Origin of the sequence: Streptomyces sp. 1222.5, assembly GCF_900105245.1 — a bacterium.
Taxonomy (GTDB): Bacteria; Actinomycetota; Actinomycetes; order Streptomycetales; family Streptomycetaceae; genus Streptomyces; species Streptomyces albidocamelliae.
On the sequence record NZ_FNSZ01000001.1, the window covers coordinates 2,673,161 to 2,691,213 of the forward strand.

Annotated in this window: 17 protein-coding genes; 3 read left to right on the forward strand and 14 right to left on the reverse strand. The window is 72.4% G+C overall.

Features of this window, described 5'->3' with window-relative positions; genetic code table 11:
- Both nusA and rimP read right to left on the reverse strand, forming a co-directional pair.
- Entirely contained in the window at nt 1-1,014 is a 1,014-nt protein-coding gene (gene nusA / locus BLW57_RS11845; protein ID WP_093474259.1) for a transcription termination factor NusA, read from the reverse strand.
- 2 nt (nt 1,015-1,016) lie between these two features.
- On the reverse strand, nt 1,017-1,526 hold the full coding sequence (rimP, locus tag BLW57_RS11850) for a ribosome maturation factor RimP (protein WP_073890125.1): 510 nt from the start codon (nt 1,524-1,526) through the stop codon (nt 1,017-1,019).
- A 204-nt stretch (nt 1,527-1,730) separates the two neighbouring features.
- Between rimP and BLW57_RS11855 the strand changes: the two genes are divergently transcribed.
- The 3 genes from BLW57_RS11855 to BLW57_RS11865 all read left to right on the forward strand — a co-directional run bounded on the left by BLW57_RS11855 (nt 1,731) and on the right by BLW57_RS11865 (nt 3,721).
- A complete protein-coding gene (locus BLW57_RS11855; RefSeq protein WP_093474261.1) occupies nt 1,731-2,231 on the forward strand; it encodes a hypothetical protein in 501 nt (166 codons plus the stop codon).
- The gene (locus BLW57_RS11860) at nt 2,228-2,749 is read left to right on the forward strand and encodes a ferritin-like domain-containing protein (RefSeq protein ID WP_176985554.1); all 522 of its coding nucleotides are present in this window, start codon (nt 2,228-2,230) and stop codon (nt 2,747-2,749) included. Before BLW57_RS11855 ends, BLW57_RS11860 begins: the two co-directional genes overlap by 4 nt.
- A gap of 63 nt (nt 2,750-2,812) precedes the next feature.
- Nucleotides 2,813-3,721, forward strand: a complete 909-nt coding sequence (locus BLW57_RS11865; protein ID WP_093474262.1) for an aminoglycoside phosphotransferase family protein — start codon at nt 2,813-2,815, stop codon at nt 3,719-3,721.
- 79 nt (nt 3,722-3,800) lie between these two features.
- Here BLW57_RS11865 and BLW57_RS11870 read toward each other — a convergent pair whose 3' ends face one another.
- The 12 genes from BLW57_RS11870 to BLW57_RS11920 all read right to left on the reverse strand — a co-directional run bounded on the left by BLW57_RS11870 (nt 3,801) and on the right by BLW57_RS11920 (nt 17,959).
- On the reverse strand, nt 3,801-5,504 hold the full coding sequence (locus BLW57_RS11870) for a proline--tRNA ligase (protein WP_093474264.1): 1,704 nt from the start codon (nt 5,502-5,504) through the stop codon (nt 3,801-3,803).
- Between the two features lie 76 nt (nt 5,505-5,580).
- Entirely contained in the window at nt 5,581-6,111 is a 531-nt protein-coding gene (locus BLW57_RS11875; protein WP_093474265.1) for a GNAT family N-acetyltransferase, read from the reverse strand.
- A gap of 115 nt (nt 6,112-6,226) precedes the next feature.
- A complete protein-coding gene (locus BLW57_RS11880) occupies nt 6,227-7,075 on the reverse strand; it encodes a GNAT family N-acetyltransferase (protein WP_093474267.1) in 849 nt (282 codons plus the stop codon).
- 104 nt (nt 7,076-7,179) lie between these two features.
- The gene (locus BLW57_RS11885; protein WP_143051598.1) at nt 7,180-7,359 is read right to left on the reverse strand and encodes a hypothetical protein; all 180 of its coding nucleotides are present in this window, start codon (nt 7,357-7,359) and stop codon (nt 7,180-7,182) included.
- A complete protein-coding gene (locus BLW57_RS41355) occupies nt 7,356-7,529 on the reverse strand; it encodes a hypothetical protein (protein WP_176985555.1) in 174 nt (57 codons plus the stop codon). The genes BLW57_RS11885 and BLW57_RS41355 overlap by 4 nt, the downstream gene beginning before the upstream one ends.
- Nucleotides 7,519-7,803 (reverse strand): hypothetical protein, encoded by a 285-nt coding sequence (locus BLW57_RS11890; protein ID WP_093474270.1) that lies wholly within the window; start codon nt 7,801-7,803, stop codon nt 7,519-7,521. The genes BLW57_RS41355 and BLW57_RS11890 overlap by 11 nt, the downstream gene beginning before the upstream one ends.
- A gap of 303 nt (nt 7,804-8,106) precedes the next feature.
- Entirely contained in the window at nt 8,107-9,264 is a 1,158-nt protein-coding gene (gene ispG / locus BLW57_RS11895; protein ID WP_093474271.1) for a flavodoxin-dependent (E)-4-hydroxy-3-methylbut-2-enyl-diphosphate synthase, read from the reverse strand.
- Between the two features lie 170 nt (nt 9,265-9,434).
- Nucleotides 9,435-10,739: a M50 family metallopeptidase gene (locus tag BLW57_RS11900; protein WP_093474273.1), complete on the reverse strand. Its 1,305-nt coding sequence runs from the start codon at nt 10,737-10,739 to the stop codon at nt 9,435-9,437.
- Nucleotides 10,736-12,007 (reverse strand): 1-deoxy-D-xylulose-5-phosphate reductoisomerase, encoded by a 1,272-nt coding sequence (gene dxr, locus BLW57_RS11905; protein ID WP_093474274.1) that lies wholly within the window; start codon nt 12,005-12,007, stop codon nt 10,736-10,738. The genes BLW57_RS11900 and dxr overlap by 4 nt, the downstream gene beginning before the upstream one ends.
- A gap of 227 nt (nt 12,008-12,234) precedes the next feature.
- Entirely contained in the window at nt 12,235-14,175 is a 1,941-nt protein-coding gene (locus BLW57_RS11910; protein WP_093474276.1) for an acyl-CoA dehydrogenase family protein, read from the reverse strand.
- Between the two features lie 220 nt (nt 14,176-14,395).
- Nucleotides 14,396-15,841 (reverse strand): aldehyde dehydrogenase family protein, encoded by a 1,446-nt coding sequence (locus BLW57_RS11915; protein WP_093474277.1) that lies wholly within the window; start codon nt 15,839-15,841, stop codon nt 14,396-14,398.
- Between the two features lie 477 nt (nt 15,842-16,318).
- A complete protein-coding gene (locus BLW57_RS11920; protein ID WP_093474279.1) occupies nt 16,319-17,959 on the reverse strand; it encodes a PucR family transcriptional regulator in 1,641 nt (546 codons plus the stop codon).
- Between the last annotated feature and the right edge of the window lie 94 nt (nt 17,960-18,053).

An 18,053-nucleotide genomic window follows, 5' to 3' on the forward strand; every position in this document is an offset into this window, starting at 1 on the left:
TCACTGCTCCCGGCTCCGGGCCGGGCCCTGCTCCCCGACCTGCTCGGTGTCGGGACGGATGTCGATCCGCCAGCCGGTGAGGCGGGCGGCGAGGCGGGCGTTCTGCCCCTCCTTGCCGATCGCCAGGGACAGCTGGTAGTCCGGCACCGTCACCCGGGCGGAACGGGCGGCCAGGTCCACGACCTCCACCTTGCTCACCCGAGCGGGTGACAGAGCGTTCGCGACCATCTCCGCCGGGTCGTCCGACCAGTCGACGATGTCGATCTTCTCGCCGTTCAGCTCGCCCATCACGTTGCGCACCCGGCCGCCCATGGGGCCGATGCAGGCGCCCTTGGCGTTCAGGCCCGAACGGGTGGACCGGACGGCGATCTTCGTGCGGTGACCGGCCTCACGGGCGATCGCGGCGATCTCCACGGAGCCGTCGGCGATCTCCGGCACCTCCAGGGCGAAGAGCTTCTTCACCAGGGCGGGGTGGGTGCGGGAGAGCGTCACGGAGGGACCGCGGACGCCCTTGGCGACCCGGACGACGTAGCTGCGCAGGCGCATGCCGTGCGGGTAGGTCTCGCCGGGCACCTGCTCCTGCACCGGCAGGATGGCCTCCAGCTTGCCGATGTCGACGAGCACGTTCTTCGGGTCGCGGCCCTGCTGGACCACACCGGTGACGATGTCGCCCTCACGGCCCGCGTACTCGCCGAGCGTGGCGTCGTCCTCGGCGTCGCGCAGCCGCTGGAGGATCACCTGCTTGGCGGTGGTGGCGGCGATCCGGCCGAAACCGGACGGGGTGTCGTCGAACTCGCGGGGCTCCTGGCCCTCCTCGAGGTCCTCCGGGTCCTCCTTCGCCCACACGGTCACATGCCCGGTCTCCCGGTTGAGCTCCACGCGCGCGTGTCGGCGGCTTCCCTCGGTGCGGTGGTAGGCGATGAGGAGGGCCGACTCGATCGCCTCGACCAGCAGGTCGAAGGAGATCTCCTTCTCCCGAACCAAGCCCCGCAGGGCGCTCATGTCGATGTCCACGGCTACGCCTCCTCCTCTTCCTTCATGTCCTTCTTGTCCTTGCGGTTGAACTCGACCTGCACGCGCGCCTTGGCGATCTCCGGGAAACCGAGTCTGCGGGAGGTGGCCTTGCGGCCCTTGACCCCGGGGACCTCGACGTCGAGACCGTCCTCGTCGACCTCCAGGATCCTGGCGACCAGCTCGCCGCCCTCGGTCAGCTGGAACTTCACGAGCCGGTCGGTGGCGCGCACGTAGTGCCGCCGCTCGGTGAGGGGGCGCTCGGCGCCAGGGGTTCCGACCTCCAGGTCGTACGCGTCGTCGCCCATCGCGTTGGTCTCGTCGAGCTTCGCCGAGAGCGCGCGGCTCACATCGGCGATGGCGTCCAGATCGGCGCCGGCGTCGGAGTCGACGACCACCCGCAGCACCCGCTTGCGTCCGACGGAGTCGACAGCGATCTCTTCGAGATCCAGCCCCTGCGAGGTGACGAGCGGTTCCAGCAGCTCTCGCAGCCTCTCGCTCTGGGTGGTGCTCATCCGGGTGACTCCTCGGCCGCGTGTGCTGTTGTGGGATGGGTCGCGTGTCTGGTCAAAGGGTATCCGGTCGCAGGGAGTGTTGCCGTCCACCTGTGTACGGGCGGTGCCGGTGAGTGGCGCGTGAGGGGTGCGCGGGTACGGTGATCACGGGCGCGCCGCCCGAAGCCGTTCTTCCTTTCGTACGACTCCCCGAGGACGTCTGCTGTGCCGTACCCTCCGCCGCCGCGTACCCCCTCGGGGCCGCGCAGAAGATCCCTCCTCGTCACGGCCGCCGGTGCCGCCCTGCTGACGGGCTGCTCGGCCGGTTCGGACTCCGGCGACGGCCCGTCGGCCACCGCCCGCGCACGCGCGCTCGCGGCGCGCGAGAGCCGGGAGCTGCTGACGCACTACGACGCCGTACTCGCCGCCCATCCGGGACTGGCGGACCGGCTGCGCCCGCTGCGCGCCCAGGTCGCGGCGCACGTCGAGGCATTCACGGACAGTACGACGACGCCCACCCCGGCGAAGTCCTCGGCCGCCCCTCCCACCGTCCCGGCCGACGAGAAGGACGCTCTTTCCGGGCTGGCCGCCGCCGAGCGCGCCCTGGCCGACCGGCGCGCCGGGCAACTGCTGGACGTACCGGGAGAGCCGGCGCGGCTGCTGGCATCGGTCGCCGCGGCCGGGGCCGCGCACGCGTACCTGCTGACGAAGAAGGGGACGAAGTGAGCGGGAAGCACCGCGGCACCGAGCGGGCCGAGACCGCCGGCAAGGCCGAACTGACCGCGCTTCAGGCGGCGTTGGCGGCCGAACACGCGGCGGTGTACGGGTACGGCGTGGTCGGCGGCCGGATCGGCGAGCGCAGCCGCACCGAGGCACGGTCCGCCTACGACGCCCACCGGGCGCGCCGGGACGCCCTGGTCCGCGAGGTGCGCGACCTGGGCGGCGAGCCGGTCGCCGCGAGCGCCGCGTACGCGCTGCCGTTCCCGGTGCCGGACGCCGCGGCCGCGGCGCGGCTGGCGGCCCGGCTGGAGGAGCGGCTGGCCGGGGTCTACTCGGACCTGGTGCGGGCCGCGACGGGCTCCCGGCGCGGCTCGGCGGCCGGGTCGCTGCGCGAGGCAGCGGTGCGGGCGGTGCGCTGGAGCGGGGAGAGCGTAGCCTTCCCTGGGCTCGCCGAGCGGTCCTCGGCCGAGCAGCCCGGTGCCGCCGGCGCGAACCCGTCGGCCTCCGCCTCGGCGTCCCGGTAGGCGCCCGCGCGGCACAGCCGGGCAGCACCCGAACAGGCCGAACAGGAAGGGAACGACTCGCGCATGGCTATCGAAGCGCCGCGGCGGCTGGTGCGGGCGCTCGGTGAGAGCGCACCGGCCGGGGACGACTGGCTGGCGCGGCTGCCCGGGACGGCCGAGCGGGCCGTCGCCCGGCGCGGGTCGACCGTCGAGCGGGTCCAGGTGCCGGGCGGCCGCAGCAGCCTGGTGCTGCTGGTCCGGCGGGCCGACGGCACCCCGGCGGTCCTGAAGCTGGCCCCGCCGCGGGCCCGGCCCGAGAGCGAGCGGGCGGCCCTCGCGCGCTGGGGCGGCCTGGGCGCCGTACAGCTGCTGACGCCGGACCCGGCGGACACCGAGGAGGGTGTGCTGCTGCTGGAACGGCTGCATCCCGATGTGTCGGTGCGCTCGCTGCCGGAGGCGAAAGCACTGCTGGAGGCGGCGGGGACGCTGCGCCGGCTGTGGGTGGAGCCCCCGTCCGGCCATGCCTTCGAGACCGTCGCCGAGCGCACCGGGCGGCAGGCGACGGCCATGCGCGCCGGCGTCGACGGCGCCCCCGACACGGCACCGCTGGTCGACGCGGCCCTCGCGGCCCGCGAGGAACTGCTGAGCGCGCCGCCCGACCACCGGCTGCTGCACGGCACGTTCCGGCAGAGCAAGGTGCTGGCCGGGGAGCGGATGCCGTGGCTCGCGGTGGGCCCCGACCCGGTCGTCGGCGAGAGCGCCTTCGATCTGGCACGGCTGGTCCGGGACCGGGTCGAGGACCTGATCGCCGCGCCGTCCGGCCCGGCGATCACGCGGCGCCGCATCAAGCGGCTTGCGGAGTCCCTGGAGGTGGACCAGGACCGGCTGCGGGGCTGGACGCTGTTCCGGGCGGTGGAGTCGGGCGTACGGGCCCTGCGGGTGGGACGCCCGAAGGACGGCGAGCTGCTGCTGGAGTTCGCCGGCTGGCTGTGAGCCCCACCCGTCCCCGCGCGCGTGGACGCGGAGGACGCCCCCGGGAGATCCTCCCGGGGGCGTCCTCGCAGGTGCGCCGTTACGCGGTCAGGCGGGCGATGGCGTCCTCGACGGACAGTTCCTCGCGCTCACCCGTCTTGCGGTCCTTCAGCTCCAGCACGCCCTCGCCGGAGCGGCGGCCGGCCACCAGGATCTGCGGGACACCGATCAGCTCCGCGTCGGTGAACTTCACACCCGGGGAGACCCCGGCCCGGTCGTCCACCAGGACGCGGACGCCCGCGGCGGCCAGCTTCTCGGAGACGTCGAGCGCCAGCTCGGTCTGCAGGGCCTTGCCGGCGGCGACCACGTGCACGTCGGCCGGAGCGACCTCCTTGGACCACACCAGGCCCTTGTCGTCGGCGGTCTGCTCGGCCAGCGCGGCGACGGCGCGGGAGACGCCGATGCCGTACGAGCCCATGGTGACGCGGACCGGCTTGCCGTTCTGGCCGAGGACGTCGAGCTTGAGGGCGTCGGCGTACTTGCGGCCCAGCTGGAAGATGTGGCCGATCTCGATGGCGCGGTCCAGCTTCAGGCCGGTGCCGCACTTCGGGCAGGGGTCGCCCTCCTGCACCACGACGACGTCCACGTAGGCGTCGACCTCGAAGTCACGGCCGGCGACGACGTTCTTCGCGTGGGTCTGGTCCTTGTTGGCGCCGGTGATCCAGGAGGTGCCGGGCGCCACCCGGGGGTCGGCGATGTACGTGACCTTCTCGCCCAGTCCCTGCGGGCCGACGTAACCGCGGACCAGGTCGGGACGGCCGGCGAAGTCCGCCTCGGTGACCATCTCGACGGCCGCCGGGGCGAAGTGCGCCTCGACCTTGCCCAGGTCCACCTCGCGGTCGCCGGGCACGCCGACCGCGACGATCTCGCCGTCCACCTTGACCAGGAGGTTCTTCAGCGTGGCGGAGGCCGGGACGCCGAGGGAGGCGGCCAGCGTCTCGATGGTCGGGGTGTCCGGGGTGGGGATCTCCTCCAGCGCGGGCACGGCCGAGCCGTCCACCGGCTTGAGCTCGTACGAGACCGCCTCGGTGTTCGCCGCGAAGTCGCAGTTCGGGCAGTCCGCGAAGGTGTCCTCGCCGGCCTCGGCCGGGGCCAGGAACTCCTCGGACTTGGAGCCGCCCATCGCGCCGGCGGTGGCGGCGACGATCCGGTAGTCGAGGCCGAGGCGCTCGAAGGTGCGCCGGTAGGCCTCGCGGTGCAGGGCGTAGGACGTGCCCAGGCCCTCGTCGTCGAGGTCGAAGGAGTACGAGTCCTTCATGAGGAACTCGCGGCCGCGCAGGATGCCGGCGCGGGGCCGGGCCTCGTCGCGGAACTTGGTCTGGATCTGATAGAGGATCACCGGCAGGTCCTTGTAGGACGTGCACTGGTCCTTGACCAGCAGGGTGAAGATCTCCTCGTGGGTGGGGCCGAGGAGGTAGTCGCCGCCCTTGCGGTCCTGCAGGCGGAACAGCTCCTGGCCGTACTCGTCCCAGCGGCCGGTGGCCTCGTAGGGCTCGCGCGGCAGCAGGGCGGGCAGCGAGACCTCCTGGGCGCCGATGGCGTCCATCTCCTCGCGGACGATCCGCTCCACGTTGGCGAGGACCTTCTTGCCGAGGGGCAGCCAGCTCCAGATGCCGGCGGCCGTGCGGCGGACGTATCCGGCGCGGACGAGCAGCTTGTGGCTGAGGACCTCGGCGTCCGCCGGGTCGTCGCGCAGCGTCTTCGCCATCAACTTGGACATGCGCTGGACCGGTGCGTTGGCCATGGTTCTCGTACTCCTGCCAGGTTTTTAGGTGATGGCACAGGAGGTTAGCCGGGCTCGCCGCGCGGGCGGAAATCGGTTAACGCCTGCGCAGGGGCAGCGGGGCGCCCATCACGGCGTACGGCCGCGGCGCGCTCGGGAAATGGACCTGGCGGGCGAGGTCGACGTAACCGAGGGAGTGGTAGAGGCCGCGGGCGGGGCTGTCGACGTCGATCGCGGAGAGGATCGAGCGGGGCTCGGCGGCGGTGTCCGTGATGGTGGTGATCAGGCGCCGGCCGATACCGCGGTTCTGGTGGTCGGGGTGCACGTGCAGCTCGGTGATCACGAAGGAGTCGTCGAGCCAGCCGTCGTTGTCCCGGGCCCGGAGGTACGGCTCCACGACCGTGGACCACCAGTGGGTACGGGAGTTGGGCATGCCGTACACGAATCCGACGAGGAGGCCGCCCACGCTCGCGCCGAGGGCCCGCGCGCCCCGGTACTGCATGTGGCGCTGGACGATCTGACGGCGTACGGCGACTTCCTCCGGGCCGAGCCCGAAGGCGACGGCTTGGACGGTCAGGGCCTCGTCGATGCGGGCTGCGAGGTCCAGGGGGCCGATCACGAGGTCCATGCGGGGAGCGTACAGGGCCGTTCGGGTCGGCGGCCGGGCACGATACGTTCACCGGCGCCCGCGGTCACGCGGCGGGCCGGGCCCGCGGGAACGGTTACGCGCCGCTCGGCCGGCCTCAGAACAGCACGCTCATGAAGGCGCCGACCTCCTGGAAGCCGACCCTGAGGTACGTCCTTCGCGCCGAGGTGTTGAAGTCGTTCACGTACAGGCTCACCACCGGGGCGACGTCCGCGAGGGCGTAGCGCAGGACCGCGGCCATGCCCGGCGCCGCCAGGCCCCTCCCCCGGTACTCGGGGGCCACCCACACACCCTGGATCTGGCACGCCTGGGAGGTCGCCGCGCCGATCTCGGCCTTGAAGACGACCCTGCCGTCGTCGTCGACACGGGCGAAGGAGCGGCCGGAGCCGACGAGTTCGGCGACCCGGGCCTGGTACAGCAGGCCGCCGTCACCGGCCAGCGGGGAGACGCCGACCTCCTCGGTGAACATCGCGACGCACGCCGGCATGATCGTCTCCATCTCGTCCTTGCGGACGCGGCGGACGTACGGGTCCGGGGCGATGTCGGCGGGCATCCGGTCGGTGACCATGAGCGGCTGCTGGGCGCGGACCTCACGGGCGGGGCCCCACTGTGGCTCCAGCAGCCGCCACAGCTCCGCGGTGGGGCCGGCGGGGCCGACGATGGAGGAGCAGCGGCGGCCGGCCCGGCGGGCCCGGTCGGCGAAGGCCCGTACGGCCCGCGGGGTGGCGCAGATCGGGACCAGGTTGGCGCCCGCGTAGCACAGGGACGTGAGCATGCCGTCCTCGTACCAGCCCCACATCTCGCCGCCGAGGCGCCACGGGTCCAGTCCGGCGATCTGGACCCGGGAGGCCACGAAGGCGTTCGCCACCGGCTCGCGGTCGAGGACGGCGAGCGCGGCGTCAAGGTCGCTCGGTTCGAGCACCCGTGAGGTGGTCTGGGTCAACACGTGCGGGGCCTCACCCTGGGGGTTCTGCTGGTCCCGGCACTGTACCTCGCCCGATTGTGCCGCGCTTCGCCTCGTGTCCCGCCCGATGCCGCCTCCCGTTCGACTCACTGCTCCGGGGCCGCCGCGGGAAACGCACGCTTCCGGGCGACGGACATCCCGGCCGCCCGGAAGCTCAGAAAGGACCCCGGTGCGCGGACGGACACCGCGATCCGGCCGGCGGTCCGCTCGACCGTCACGTCCTTGCGCCCCGGCTGCTGCCAGCCACGCACCGTCAGGTCCGTCACGCCGGTGAAGGCCAGTAGCACTCGAAGCCCTCCCGGCCCTCGTGGGTGGTGAACCCGAGGGTGACGGAGCACCGCCGCTCGTCGAGGAGCACGTAGAACAGGTCGTGGGCACCCAGTTCGCGGGCACTCGGTGCGGACGGCGTCGTCGGCACGGCCGGTTCAGCGTTCAAAGAAGGTCTTCTCGCAGGGGGCGGGGACCGTCGAGTGCCGTCGGGCATCGACCTTGCCGTGAAAGAGGTGGGGACCGTCGTCCGAGCCGTCCGGGCCCAGCCGGAAGCCGCTCGGGGGCCCGGCGAGGACGTCGGCGCCGCCGGTGAACTCCAGGAAGGTGCCGCGCTCCGTCGAGGCCGTCACATGGATCCTGTGCTCACCGCCGGGGACGGGCGCCACCGCGAGGCGGGCCGTCACGGGCGGCTCCCAGGCGGTGAGCAGCAGGTCGGACACGGCCAGGAACCGGAGCCGGCACTGGACCGTGTCGACGCCCGGCCGCCGTCCACGCGTCGGGGAGGGGCGGCGGTGGCGCGGGCAGGTCCAGGCGGAGGCCGACCTCCGGGCCGCGCCAGGCGAGGTGGACGGAACGCAGCCGGACGCGGTCCAGCGGCGGGAGCCGCCTGCCGTGGAGAGGGGCCAGGACTTCGCCGTTGCGTACGGAGAAGCCCGCGGTCCCGGCCGGAGCGCTCCTGTCCGGGTGCGCGGGGGTGGCCGGGTCCCGTCCGCCGGGGTGGACGGGACTCATGGGTGGCGCGGTCAGTCCGCGACCGAGACCGACGGCTCGCCGGAGGCCACGCCGTCCTTCTCCATCTGCTCGGCCAGCTTCATGGCCTCCTCGATGAGGGTCTCCACGATCTTGGACTCGGGGACGGTCTTGATGACCTCGCCCTTGACGAAGATCTGGCCCTTGCCGTTGCCGGAGGCGACGCCGAGGTCGGCCTCGCGGGCCTCGCCGGGGCCGTTCACGACGCAGCCCATGACGGCGACGCGCAGCGGGACCTCCATGCCGGTCAGGCCGGCGGTGACCTCTTCGGCGAGCTTGTACACGTCGACCTGGGCGCGGCCGCAGGACGGGCAGGAGACGATCTCCAGGCCGCGCTGCTTGAGGTTCAGCGACTCCAGGATCTGCAGGCCGACCTTGACCTCCTCGGCCGGCGGGGCCGACAGGGAGACGCGGATGGTGTCGCCGATCCCCTGGGAGAGCAGGGCGCCGAAGGCGACGGCCGACTTGATGGTGCCCTGGAAGGCCGGGCCGGCCTCCGTGACCCCCAGGTGCAGGGGGTAGTCGCACGCCTCGGCGAGCTGCCGGTACGCCTCGATCATGACGACCGGGTCGTTGTGCTTGACGGAGATCTTGATGTCGCGGAAGTCGTGCTCCTCGAAGAGCGACGCCTCCCACAGCGCGCTCTCGACCAGCGCCTCCGGGGTCGCCTTGCCGTACTTCTGGAGCAGGCGGCGGTCCAGCGAACCGGCGTTGACGCCGATGCGGATCGGGGTGCCGTGGTCCTTGGCGGCCTTGGCGATCTCCCTGACCTTGTCGTCGAACTGCTTGATGTTGCCCGGGTTCACGCGGACCGCGGCGCAGCCGGCCTCGATCGCCGCGAAGACGTACTTGGGCTGGAAGTGGATGTCCGCGATCACCGGGATCTGCGACTTGCGGGCGATGGTCGCGAGGGCGTCGGCGTCGTCCTGGGTCGGGCAGGCCACCCGGACGATCTGGCAGCCGGACGCGGTCAGCTCGGCGATCTGCTGGAGGGTGGCGCCGATGTCCGACGTACGGGTCGTGGTCATCGACTGGACCGAGACCGGCGCGTCTCCGCCGACCGCCACGGTCCCGACCTGGATCTGCCGGCTCTTCCGGCGCTCGGCGAGCTTGGTCGGAACGGACGGCATGCCGAGAGAAATCGCAGTCATCTGCTGTGCAACCCCAAGTCGTGGATCAAGGTCCGGTCCCGTGGACGGCGGGCTCCAGGCTTCGAGATTACGTCACCGCCCGGGGCGACAGCACATCCCACCCGCCAAACCCACCCGATGGAAGGGGCCCGGAACCACGGGGTCCCGGGCCGCTTCCGAACAGCGTGGGGCTAGGAGATTTTGACCGGGTTAACGACATCCGCGATCAGGACGAGGATCGTGAAGCAGACGAAGATTCCGGCCACCACGTAGGCCACCGGCATCAGCTTGGCCACGTCGAACGGGCCGGGGTCCGGGCGGCGCAGCACCCGGGCCAGGTTGCGTCGCAGGGACTCCCAGAGCGCGCCCGCGATGTGCCCGCCGTCGAGCGGGAGCAGCGGGAGCATGTTGAACAGGAACAGCGACAGGTTGAAGCCGGCGAGCAGCATCACGAACATCGCCACCTGCTGGGAGGCGGGGATGTCGAGGGTGGCGATGTCGCCGGTGATGCGGGCCGCGCCGACGATGCCCATCGGGGAGTCCGGCTCGCGCGGGCCGTCGCCGAAGGCGGCGTCCCACAGGGCCGGGATCTTGCCGGGCAGGGCGGCGAGGGAGTCGACGGCGTCGCCGACCCGGTCGGTCATCCAGGTGACGGAGTCGCCGAAGTCCAGCTTGACCACGCCGGTGGCGGAGCTGAAGCCGAGGAAGCCGGCCTTGACGTACTTGCCCTGGACGTAGGTGCCGCTGGAGTCCTTCTTGGCGACCAGGTTGGTGGCGATCTTCGCGTGCAGGGTCAGCTGCTTGCCGTCCCGTTCGACGACGATCGGCACGGTCTTGCCGGCGCTGTCGCGGATGAGGTCCGAGAGGGTGTTCCAGTTCTCGGTGGGCCTGCCGTCGAAGGAGACGATCCGGTCCCGCTTCTGCATGCCGGCGGCCTGGGCCGGGGAGGCCGGGTCGGACTTCTTGCAGCTGTCGCGGTTCTCGCTCTGGGAGATGACGCAGGGCGAGACGGAGGCGACGGTGGTGGTCTGCTGCTGGATGCCGAAGCCCATGAGCACGGTGAAGAACAGGGCGACCGCGAGGACCAGGTTCATGAACGGTCCCGCGAACATGACGATGACCCGCTTCCACGGTTTGCGCGTGTAGAACATGCGCGTCTCGTCACCGGCCTCGAGTTCCTCGAAGGCCGCCGAGCGGGCGTCCTCGATCATGCCGCGCCACGGGGAGGTGGAGCGGGCGGAGACCCGGCCCTGGTCGTCGGGCGGGAACATGCCGATCATACGGATGTAGCCGCCGAGCGGGACGGCCTTGATGCCGTACTCGGTCTCGCCCTTCCTCCGCGACCAGACGGTCGGGCCGAAGCCGACCATGTACTGCGGGACGCGGATGCCGAAGAGCTTGGCCGTGGACAGGTGCCCCAGCTCGTGCCACGCGATGGAGACGAGCAGGCCGACCGCGAAGACCACTATGCCGAGGATGAACATCAGGGTCGTCATGCACGCGCCTCCGCGGTCGCCGTCGTGGCTGTGAGTTCACGGGCCCGGGCCCGCGCCCAGGTCTCCGCTTCGAGGACGTCCGACACGGTGAGTGAAGTTCCCGTGGCCGGGGTGCCGTGTTCCTCGACCACCCGGGTGACGGTCTCCATGATGCCGTTGAAGGGCAGCGCGCCGCCCAGGAAGGCTTCGACGCACTCCTCATTGGCCGCATTGAACACCGCCGGAGCGGTGCCCGCGAGCTGCCCCACGTGCCGGGCGAGGTTCACCGAGGGGAAGGCCTCGTTGTCCAGCGGGAAGAATTCCCATGTGGAGGCCTTGCTCCAGTCGAAGGCGGGCGCCGCGTCCGGGACGCGCTCGGGCCAGCCCAGTCCGATGGCGATGGGCCCGCGCATGTCGGGGGGCGTCGCCTGGGCGATCGTGGATCCGTCGGTGAACTCGACCATCGAGTGGACATACGACTGGGGATGCACGACCACCTCAATGCGGTCGAAGGGAATGTCGTAGAGGAGGTGTGCCTCGATGACTTCCAGACCCTTGTTGACGAGGGTGGCCGAGTTGATCGTGATCACCGGGCCCATCGCCCAGGTGGGGTGCGCGAGGGCGTCCTGGACGGTCACGTCCGCCAGCTCGGCCACGGTCCGGCCGCGGAAGGGGCCGCCGGAGGCGGTGACGACCAGCTTGCGCACGTCGGCGCGGGTGCCGGCGGCCAGGGACTGGAAGAGGGCGGCGTGCTCGGAGTCGACCGGGATGATCTGGCCGGGCTTGGCGAGCGCCTTGACCAGCGGGCCGCCGACGATCAGCGACTCCTTGTTGGCCAGCGCGAGGGTGCGGCCGGCCTCCAGGGCGGCGAGCGTGGGCGCGAGGCCGATGGATCCGGTGATGCCGTTGAGCACGGTGTGGCAGGCGGAGCCGGCGAGCTGGGTGGCCGCCTCCGGTCCGGCGAGGACCTCCGGCAGCGGCTCCCCGGGGCTGTACTCGGCGGCGAGCGCCTCGCGCAGTGCGGGTACGGCGTCCTCGCGGGCGACCGCGACGGTCCGCACGCGCAGCCGGCGCGCCTGCTCGGCGAGGAGGGCGACCCGGCCGCCGTTCGCGGAGAGGGCGGTGACACGGAAGCGGTCGGGGTTGCGCAGCACGAGGTCGATGGCCTGGGTGCCGATGGATCCGGTGGAACCGAGGATCACCACGTCCTTGGGGCCGTCCCCGGCGAGGGGGTCGTAGACGAGGTGCGGGTCGGCGAGGGGTGCCGGACGGGCGGGACTGTCGGTCATCCCCCCATTGTTGCCGCAAGCGCGCGCCGTCAGGACAGCGCGGTCCCTCGGGTGGGTGTGTGGGCGGCGGGCGTTGCCGGGTGAACCGTCGCACAACGCGTCGACAGCCGTGACTTGTGCGGCTTTTGCTCAGATATCGCGCTCGCATGAAGGCCAAGCCGTCGCACACACGCCCGGGTGCCGCACCGCCCCGTCGGCGGACGGGTGCGGCACCCGGGCGGCGGGGACTACTGGCCGCCGAAGGGACGGCGGGCGTTCTCCCGCTCGGAGGGTCCGGGGGTCGCGTCGGCGATCCAGGGGCCGTCGCCGGAGGGGTCGACGATGCCTTCCTCGAGCCACTGGTAGGCGCCGCCGAGGACGCCCTTGACCACCTTGCGATCGAGGTCGTCGGTGTTGGTCCACAGCCGGCCGAAGAGCTCCTCGACACGGATGCGGGCCTGGCGGCAGAAGGCGTCGGCGAGCTGGTAGGCCTCGCGGCCGTGCTCGCCCCGGCTGCGCAGCAGTTCGGCCCGGACGCAGGCCGCGCTCATCGCGAACAGCTCGGCGCCGATGTCGACGATCCGGCCGAGGAAGCCCTGCTTGGTCTCCATCCGGCCCTGCCAGCGGGACATGGCGTAGAAGGTGGAGCGGGCCAGCTTGCGGGCGGTGCGCTCGACGTAGCGGAGGTGGCCGGAGAGGTCGACGCCGTTCTTGAACTCACCGTACGACGTGGGCAGTTGGCCGGGTCCGGCGACCAGTTTGGGCAGCCACTTGGCGTAGAAGACGCCCGCGTTGGCACCCGCCCTGGCCTTGTCGGACAGGGACTTGTCGGGGTCGATGAGGTCACCGGCGACCGACAGGTGGGCGTCGACCGCCTCGCGGGCGATGAGGAGGTGCATGATCTCCGTCGAGCCCTCGAAGATGCGGTTGATGCGCAGGTCGCGCAGGATCTGCTCGGCCGGGACGCCGCGCTCGCCCCGCTCCCGCAGCGACTCGGCGGTCTCGTAGCCGCGGCCGCCGCGGATCTGGACCAGTTCGTCGGCCATGAGCCAGGCCATCTCGGAGCCGTACAGCTTGGCGAGGGCGGCCTCGATGCGGATGTCGTTGCGGTCCTCGTCGGCCATCTGCGAGGACAGGTCGAGTACGGCTTCCAGGGCGAAGGTGGTGGCCGCGATGAAGCTGATCTTCGAGCCGACCGCCTCGTGCAGCGCGACCGGCTTGCCCCACTGCTCCCGCTCGGCGGCCCACTCGCGGGCGATCTTCAGGCACCACTTGCCGGACCCCGCGCACATCGCGGGCAGCGAGAGCCGGCCGGTGTTGAGGGTGGTGAGCGCGATCTTCAGGCCGGCACCCTCGGGGCCGATGCGGTTGGCGGCGGGGACCCGGACCTGGTGGAAGCGGGTGACGCCGTTCTCGATGCCGCGCAGGCCCATGAAGGCGTTGCGGTTCTCGACGGTGATGCCCTCGGAGCCGGCCTCGACGACGAAGGCGGTGATGCCGCCCTTGTGGCCTTCGGACTTCGGCACCCGCGCCATGACCACGAGCAGGTCGGCGACGACCCCGTTGGTGGTCCACAGCTTGACCCCGTCGAGGACGTAGTCGTCGCCGTCGGGGACGGCGGTGGTGGCGAGCCGGGCCGGGTCGGAGCCGACGTCCGGTTCGGTGAGCAGGAACGCGGAGATGTCGGTGCGGGCGCAGCGCGGCAGGAAGGCGTCCTTCTGCTCCTGGGTGCCGAACATCTTGAGCGGCTGCGGTACGCCGATCGACTGATGGGCGGAGAGCAGGGCGCCGACGGCGGGGCTCACGGAGCCGACGAGGGCCAGGGCCTTGTTGTAGTAGAGCTGGGTGAGGCCGAGACCGCCGTACTTGGGGTCGATCTTCATGCCGAGGGCGCCGAGCTCCTTGAGCCCGGTGACGACCTCGTCGGGGATACGGGCCTCGCGTTCGATGCGGGCGGAGTCGATCCCCGTCTCGCAGAAGGCGCGCAGTTTGGTGAGGAACTCCTCGCCGCGCCGGACGGACTCGTCGTCGGGGAGCGGGTGGGGGTGGATGAGGTCGAGCCGGAAGCGCCCGAGGAACAGCTCCTTGGCGAAGCTGGGCTTGTGCCAGTCCTGTTGCCGGGCGGCCTCCGCCACCTGACGGGCCTCGCGCTCTGTGACGTTGGTGCGTGGGGTGGTGGTGGCGGACATTGAGGCTCACCTCGCCGCTGAGAGGGACGATTGGGACCGTTCGTTACCGACCAGTGCTACTGGATCGTTGGTACCCGAAACGGCCGCACCTCACCACCCCTCGCGGTCCGATCGGGTCGATGTCACGCCCGGAGCCGCGGGCGTCCCGGCCCGCGACAGGAACGGCCGCAGCCCCCGCACAGTGGGCTGCGGCCGTTCTGTCCGACCTGTCCGTGGCAGGTCAGAGCGCGAGACCGGTGAGGACCAGCACGCGCTCGTAGGTGTAGTCCTCCATGGCGAACCGCACGCCCTCGCGGCCCACGCCGGACTGCTTGGCGCCGCCGTACGGCATCTGGTCGGCACGGTAGGACGGGACGTCGCCGATCACCACGCCACCGACCTCGAGGGCGCGGTGGGCGCGGAAGGCGACCTGGACGTCGCGGGTGAACACGCCTGCCTGGAGGCCGTACTTGGAGTTGTTGACCGCGGCGAAGGCCTCGGCCTCGCCGTCCACCTTCTGCACGGTGAGGACCGGTCCGAAGACCTCCTCGCAGGCGAGGGTGGCGTTCGCGGGCACGTCGGTGAGGACGGTCGGCGCGTAGGAGGCGCCGTCGCGGTCGCCGCCGGTGAGCAGCGTGGCGCCGGCCTCGACCGCCTCCTTGACCCACGACTCGACGCGCTTGGCGGCGTCCTCGCTGACCAGCGGGCCGACGTCGGTCTTGTCGTCGTTGGGGTCACCGGTGACCTGGGCCTCGACGGCGGCCACGACGCGCGGCAGCAGCCGGTCGTAGACGGACGCGTCGGCGATCACGCGCTGCACGGAGATGCAGGACTGGCCGCCCTGGTAGTTGGAGAAGGTCGCGATGCGGGTCGCGGCCCAGTCCAGGTCGGCGTCGCTCGCGAAGTCGCCGAGGACGACGGCCGCGCCGTTGCCGCCCAGCTCCAGGGTGCAGTGCTTGCGCGGCACGGAGTCCATGATCGCGTAACCGACCTTCTCCGAACCGGTGAAGGAGATGACCGGCAGGCGCTCGTCCTGGACCAGGGCGGGCATGCGGTCGTTGGCGACCGGCAGGATCGACCAGGAGCCGGCGGGCAGCTCGGTCTCGGCGAGCAGCTCACCGAGGATCAGACCGGAGAGCGGGGTGGCCGGGGCCGGCTTCAGGATGATCGGCGCGCCGGCGGCGATCGCCGGGGCGACCTTGTGGGCGCACAGGTTCAGCGGGAAGTTGAACGGCGCGATGCCGAGGACGACGCCCTTCGGGAAGCGACGGGTGAGCGCCAGGCGGCCCTGGCCACCGGCGTCGGTGTCGAGGCGCTGGGCCTCGCCGCCGTTGAACCGGCGGGCCTCCTCGGCGGCGAACCGGAACACGGAGACGGCACGGCCGACCTCGCCCCGGGCCCACTTGATCGGCTTGCCGTTCTCGGCGGAGATCAGCTGGGCGATCTCCTCGGTGCGCTCGACCAGCCGCTTGCTGACGTGGTCGAGGGCGGCGGCACGTACGTGCGCCGGGGTGGCGGCGAACTCGTCCCGCACGGCGTACGCGGCGGCCACGGCCTCCTCGACCTGGGCGTCGTTCGGCACGCTGACCTTGCCGACGAGACGGCCATCCCACGGCGAGGTGACGTCGAAGGTGTCCTCGCCGATGACCTGGCGGCCGGCGAGCCAGAAGGCGTGGGTGGAAGTCATATGCGAGTCCCGGCCCTTCCGCGTTGGGGGTGTGCTTTCGGTTCGCTGTCCACGGTAGGGCGGGGGCGCCCGAGGGTCGCTTGTCCGAGTCGTAGCAGTCGCGACGGGGGGTACGCCGGAATGGCGGGGTCGGTGGGGTGGGGCGGGCGGTGCCGGACGGGTGGGGAGCCGGACGACGGGGAGCCGGACGGACGGGGAGCCGGACGGACAGGAAGCCGGACGGACAGGAAGCCGGACGGATGGGGTGCCGGACGGACAGGAAGCCGGACGGATGGGGTGCCGGACGGACAGGAAGCCGGACGGATGGGGTGCCGGGTGACTGCCATGCCGGACGAGCTGCCGTGCTGGACGACCGGCGTGCCGAGCGGGCGGGGTGCCGCGCCGATGGGGGCGAACAGGGCCAGGGGCCGGGGTGTCCCAGGGGGCGAGGTGCCTGACAGCCGAGGTGTCGGACGGGCGGGCTGCCCGCTGCCCGGGCTACTCCGTCGTCGTCGCCTTCAGGGCGAGCCACAGCTCCATCCGGACGTCGGGGTCGTCCAGGGAGCGGCCGAGGATCTCCTCGACACGGCGCATCCGGTAGCGCAGCGTGTGCCGGTGGACGCCGAGATCCGCGGCGGCCGCGTCCCACTGGCCGTGCCGCGACAGCCACGCCCGCAGCGAGGCGACCAGGTCTCCCCGTCCCGTCGCGTCGTGCTCGTGCAGCGCCCGCAGCAACCCGTCGGCGAACGCCTTCACCGCGTCGTCTGCCAGTAGCGGCAGCACGGAACCCGCGGCCAGCTGCTCGTGCTCCACGAACCCCCGGCCCCGCCGCCGCGCCACCGACAACGCCTGCTCGGCCTGTTTGTAGGCCGCCGCCGCGGCGATCGGCCCGGTGGGCGCGGAGAGCCCGACGACCAGCTCGTGCTCCTCCGCGACCGCCTGCTCGGGCACCGCCCGTGCCGCTTCGAGCGCCATCGCGTACTCCACGCACGCGGCCACCGCCGGGCCCCCGTCCGCGGCGAGCACCACCAGCCGCTCCCCCTCGGGCACGACCAGCACGGCCTCGCCGGAGCGCGCGGCGGCGGACTCCACGGTCTCCGTGAGGCCGCCCAGCGGATCACCGCCCGCGTCGGCGGCGGCGGGCACGGCCGCGCCGGACCTGGCCGCGGTGACGGGCGTCCGCGCGGCCGGCCCCGGCAGCGACTCGGCGACGATCATCCGGAAGGGCGCGTCGAGCAATTCGCCGTACAGGTCCCCGGCGACGGCCCGGGCGTGGTCGGGCTCGCCGGCGAGCAGCATGCGCAGCACCGCCGTGCCGATCCGCTGCTCGGCCGCCTGCAGGGAGCGCGACCGCTCGGTGACGAGGGTGAGCAGGGCGATGGCGGAGTGGACGGCGTAGCGCTCGGCGGTGCCGAGCGCGGCGGCCGTGCCGACGGCGAGCGCGGCACGCGGGCGGCGGCCGGTGCCCAGCGAGTGCAGCTCGACCCGGTCCTCGTGCTCGGGTCCGCCGACGACGGAGGAGGCGGGCGCGGACCGCTCCCGGAGCCGTTCGACCTCCGCGGTCAGCCGGGCGGCGCGCCTGCCGGCCCACTCCGGTGCGGCGGCGACGACTGCGCCCGAGGCGTCGTAGAGGGCGGCCCAGCCGTCCACCTGTACGGCGAGGGCGGTGAGGAGGCCTTCCGGGCCGGCGTTGAGGGCCTGCTTGGTCAGTTCGCGCTGGGCGGCGAAGCCTGCCGTGACCGCGCGGTACTGGTCGGCGGCGATCGCCGCGGACACGGCCTTGCTGATGGCGAGGAAGGGGGTGCGGCGGGGGACCTCCAGCAGGGGCAGGCCCTCCTGGGCGCAGGCGTCGACCAGGGCCTTCGGGATGTCCTCGTAGTTGACGCCGACGGCGAAGCCGAGTCCGACGACGCCCGCGCCGACCAGTCGCCGCACGTAGCGGCGCATGGCCTCCGGATCCTCCGCGTCCAGCTTGAGCGCGGTGATCAACAGCAGCTCGCCGCCCTCCATGTAGGGGACGGGGTCGGCCAGCTCGCTGACGTGCGCCCAGCGGACGGGCACGTCGAGGCGGTCCTCGCCCGCGCGCACGGTCAGCTTGAGCGCGGAGTGGTGGACGAGCGAGGCGAGGGTCGGGGGCATGGGGCCTTCACGGTGAGCCGGACATGGTGATCGAGGTGATCTTTTGGCCGCCGCGTATGAACGGCCTACGCCGATTCTGCCTCACCGTACGATC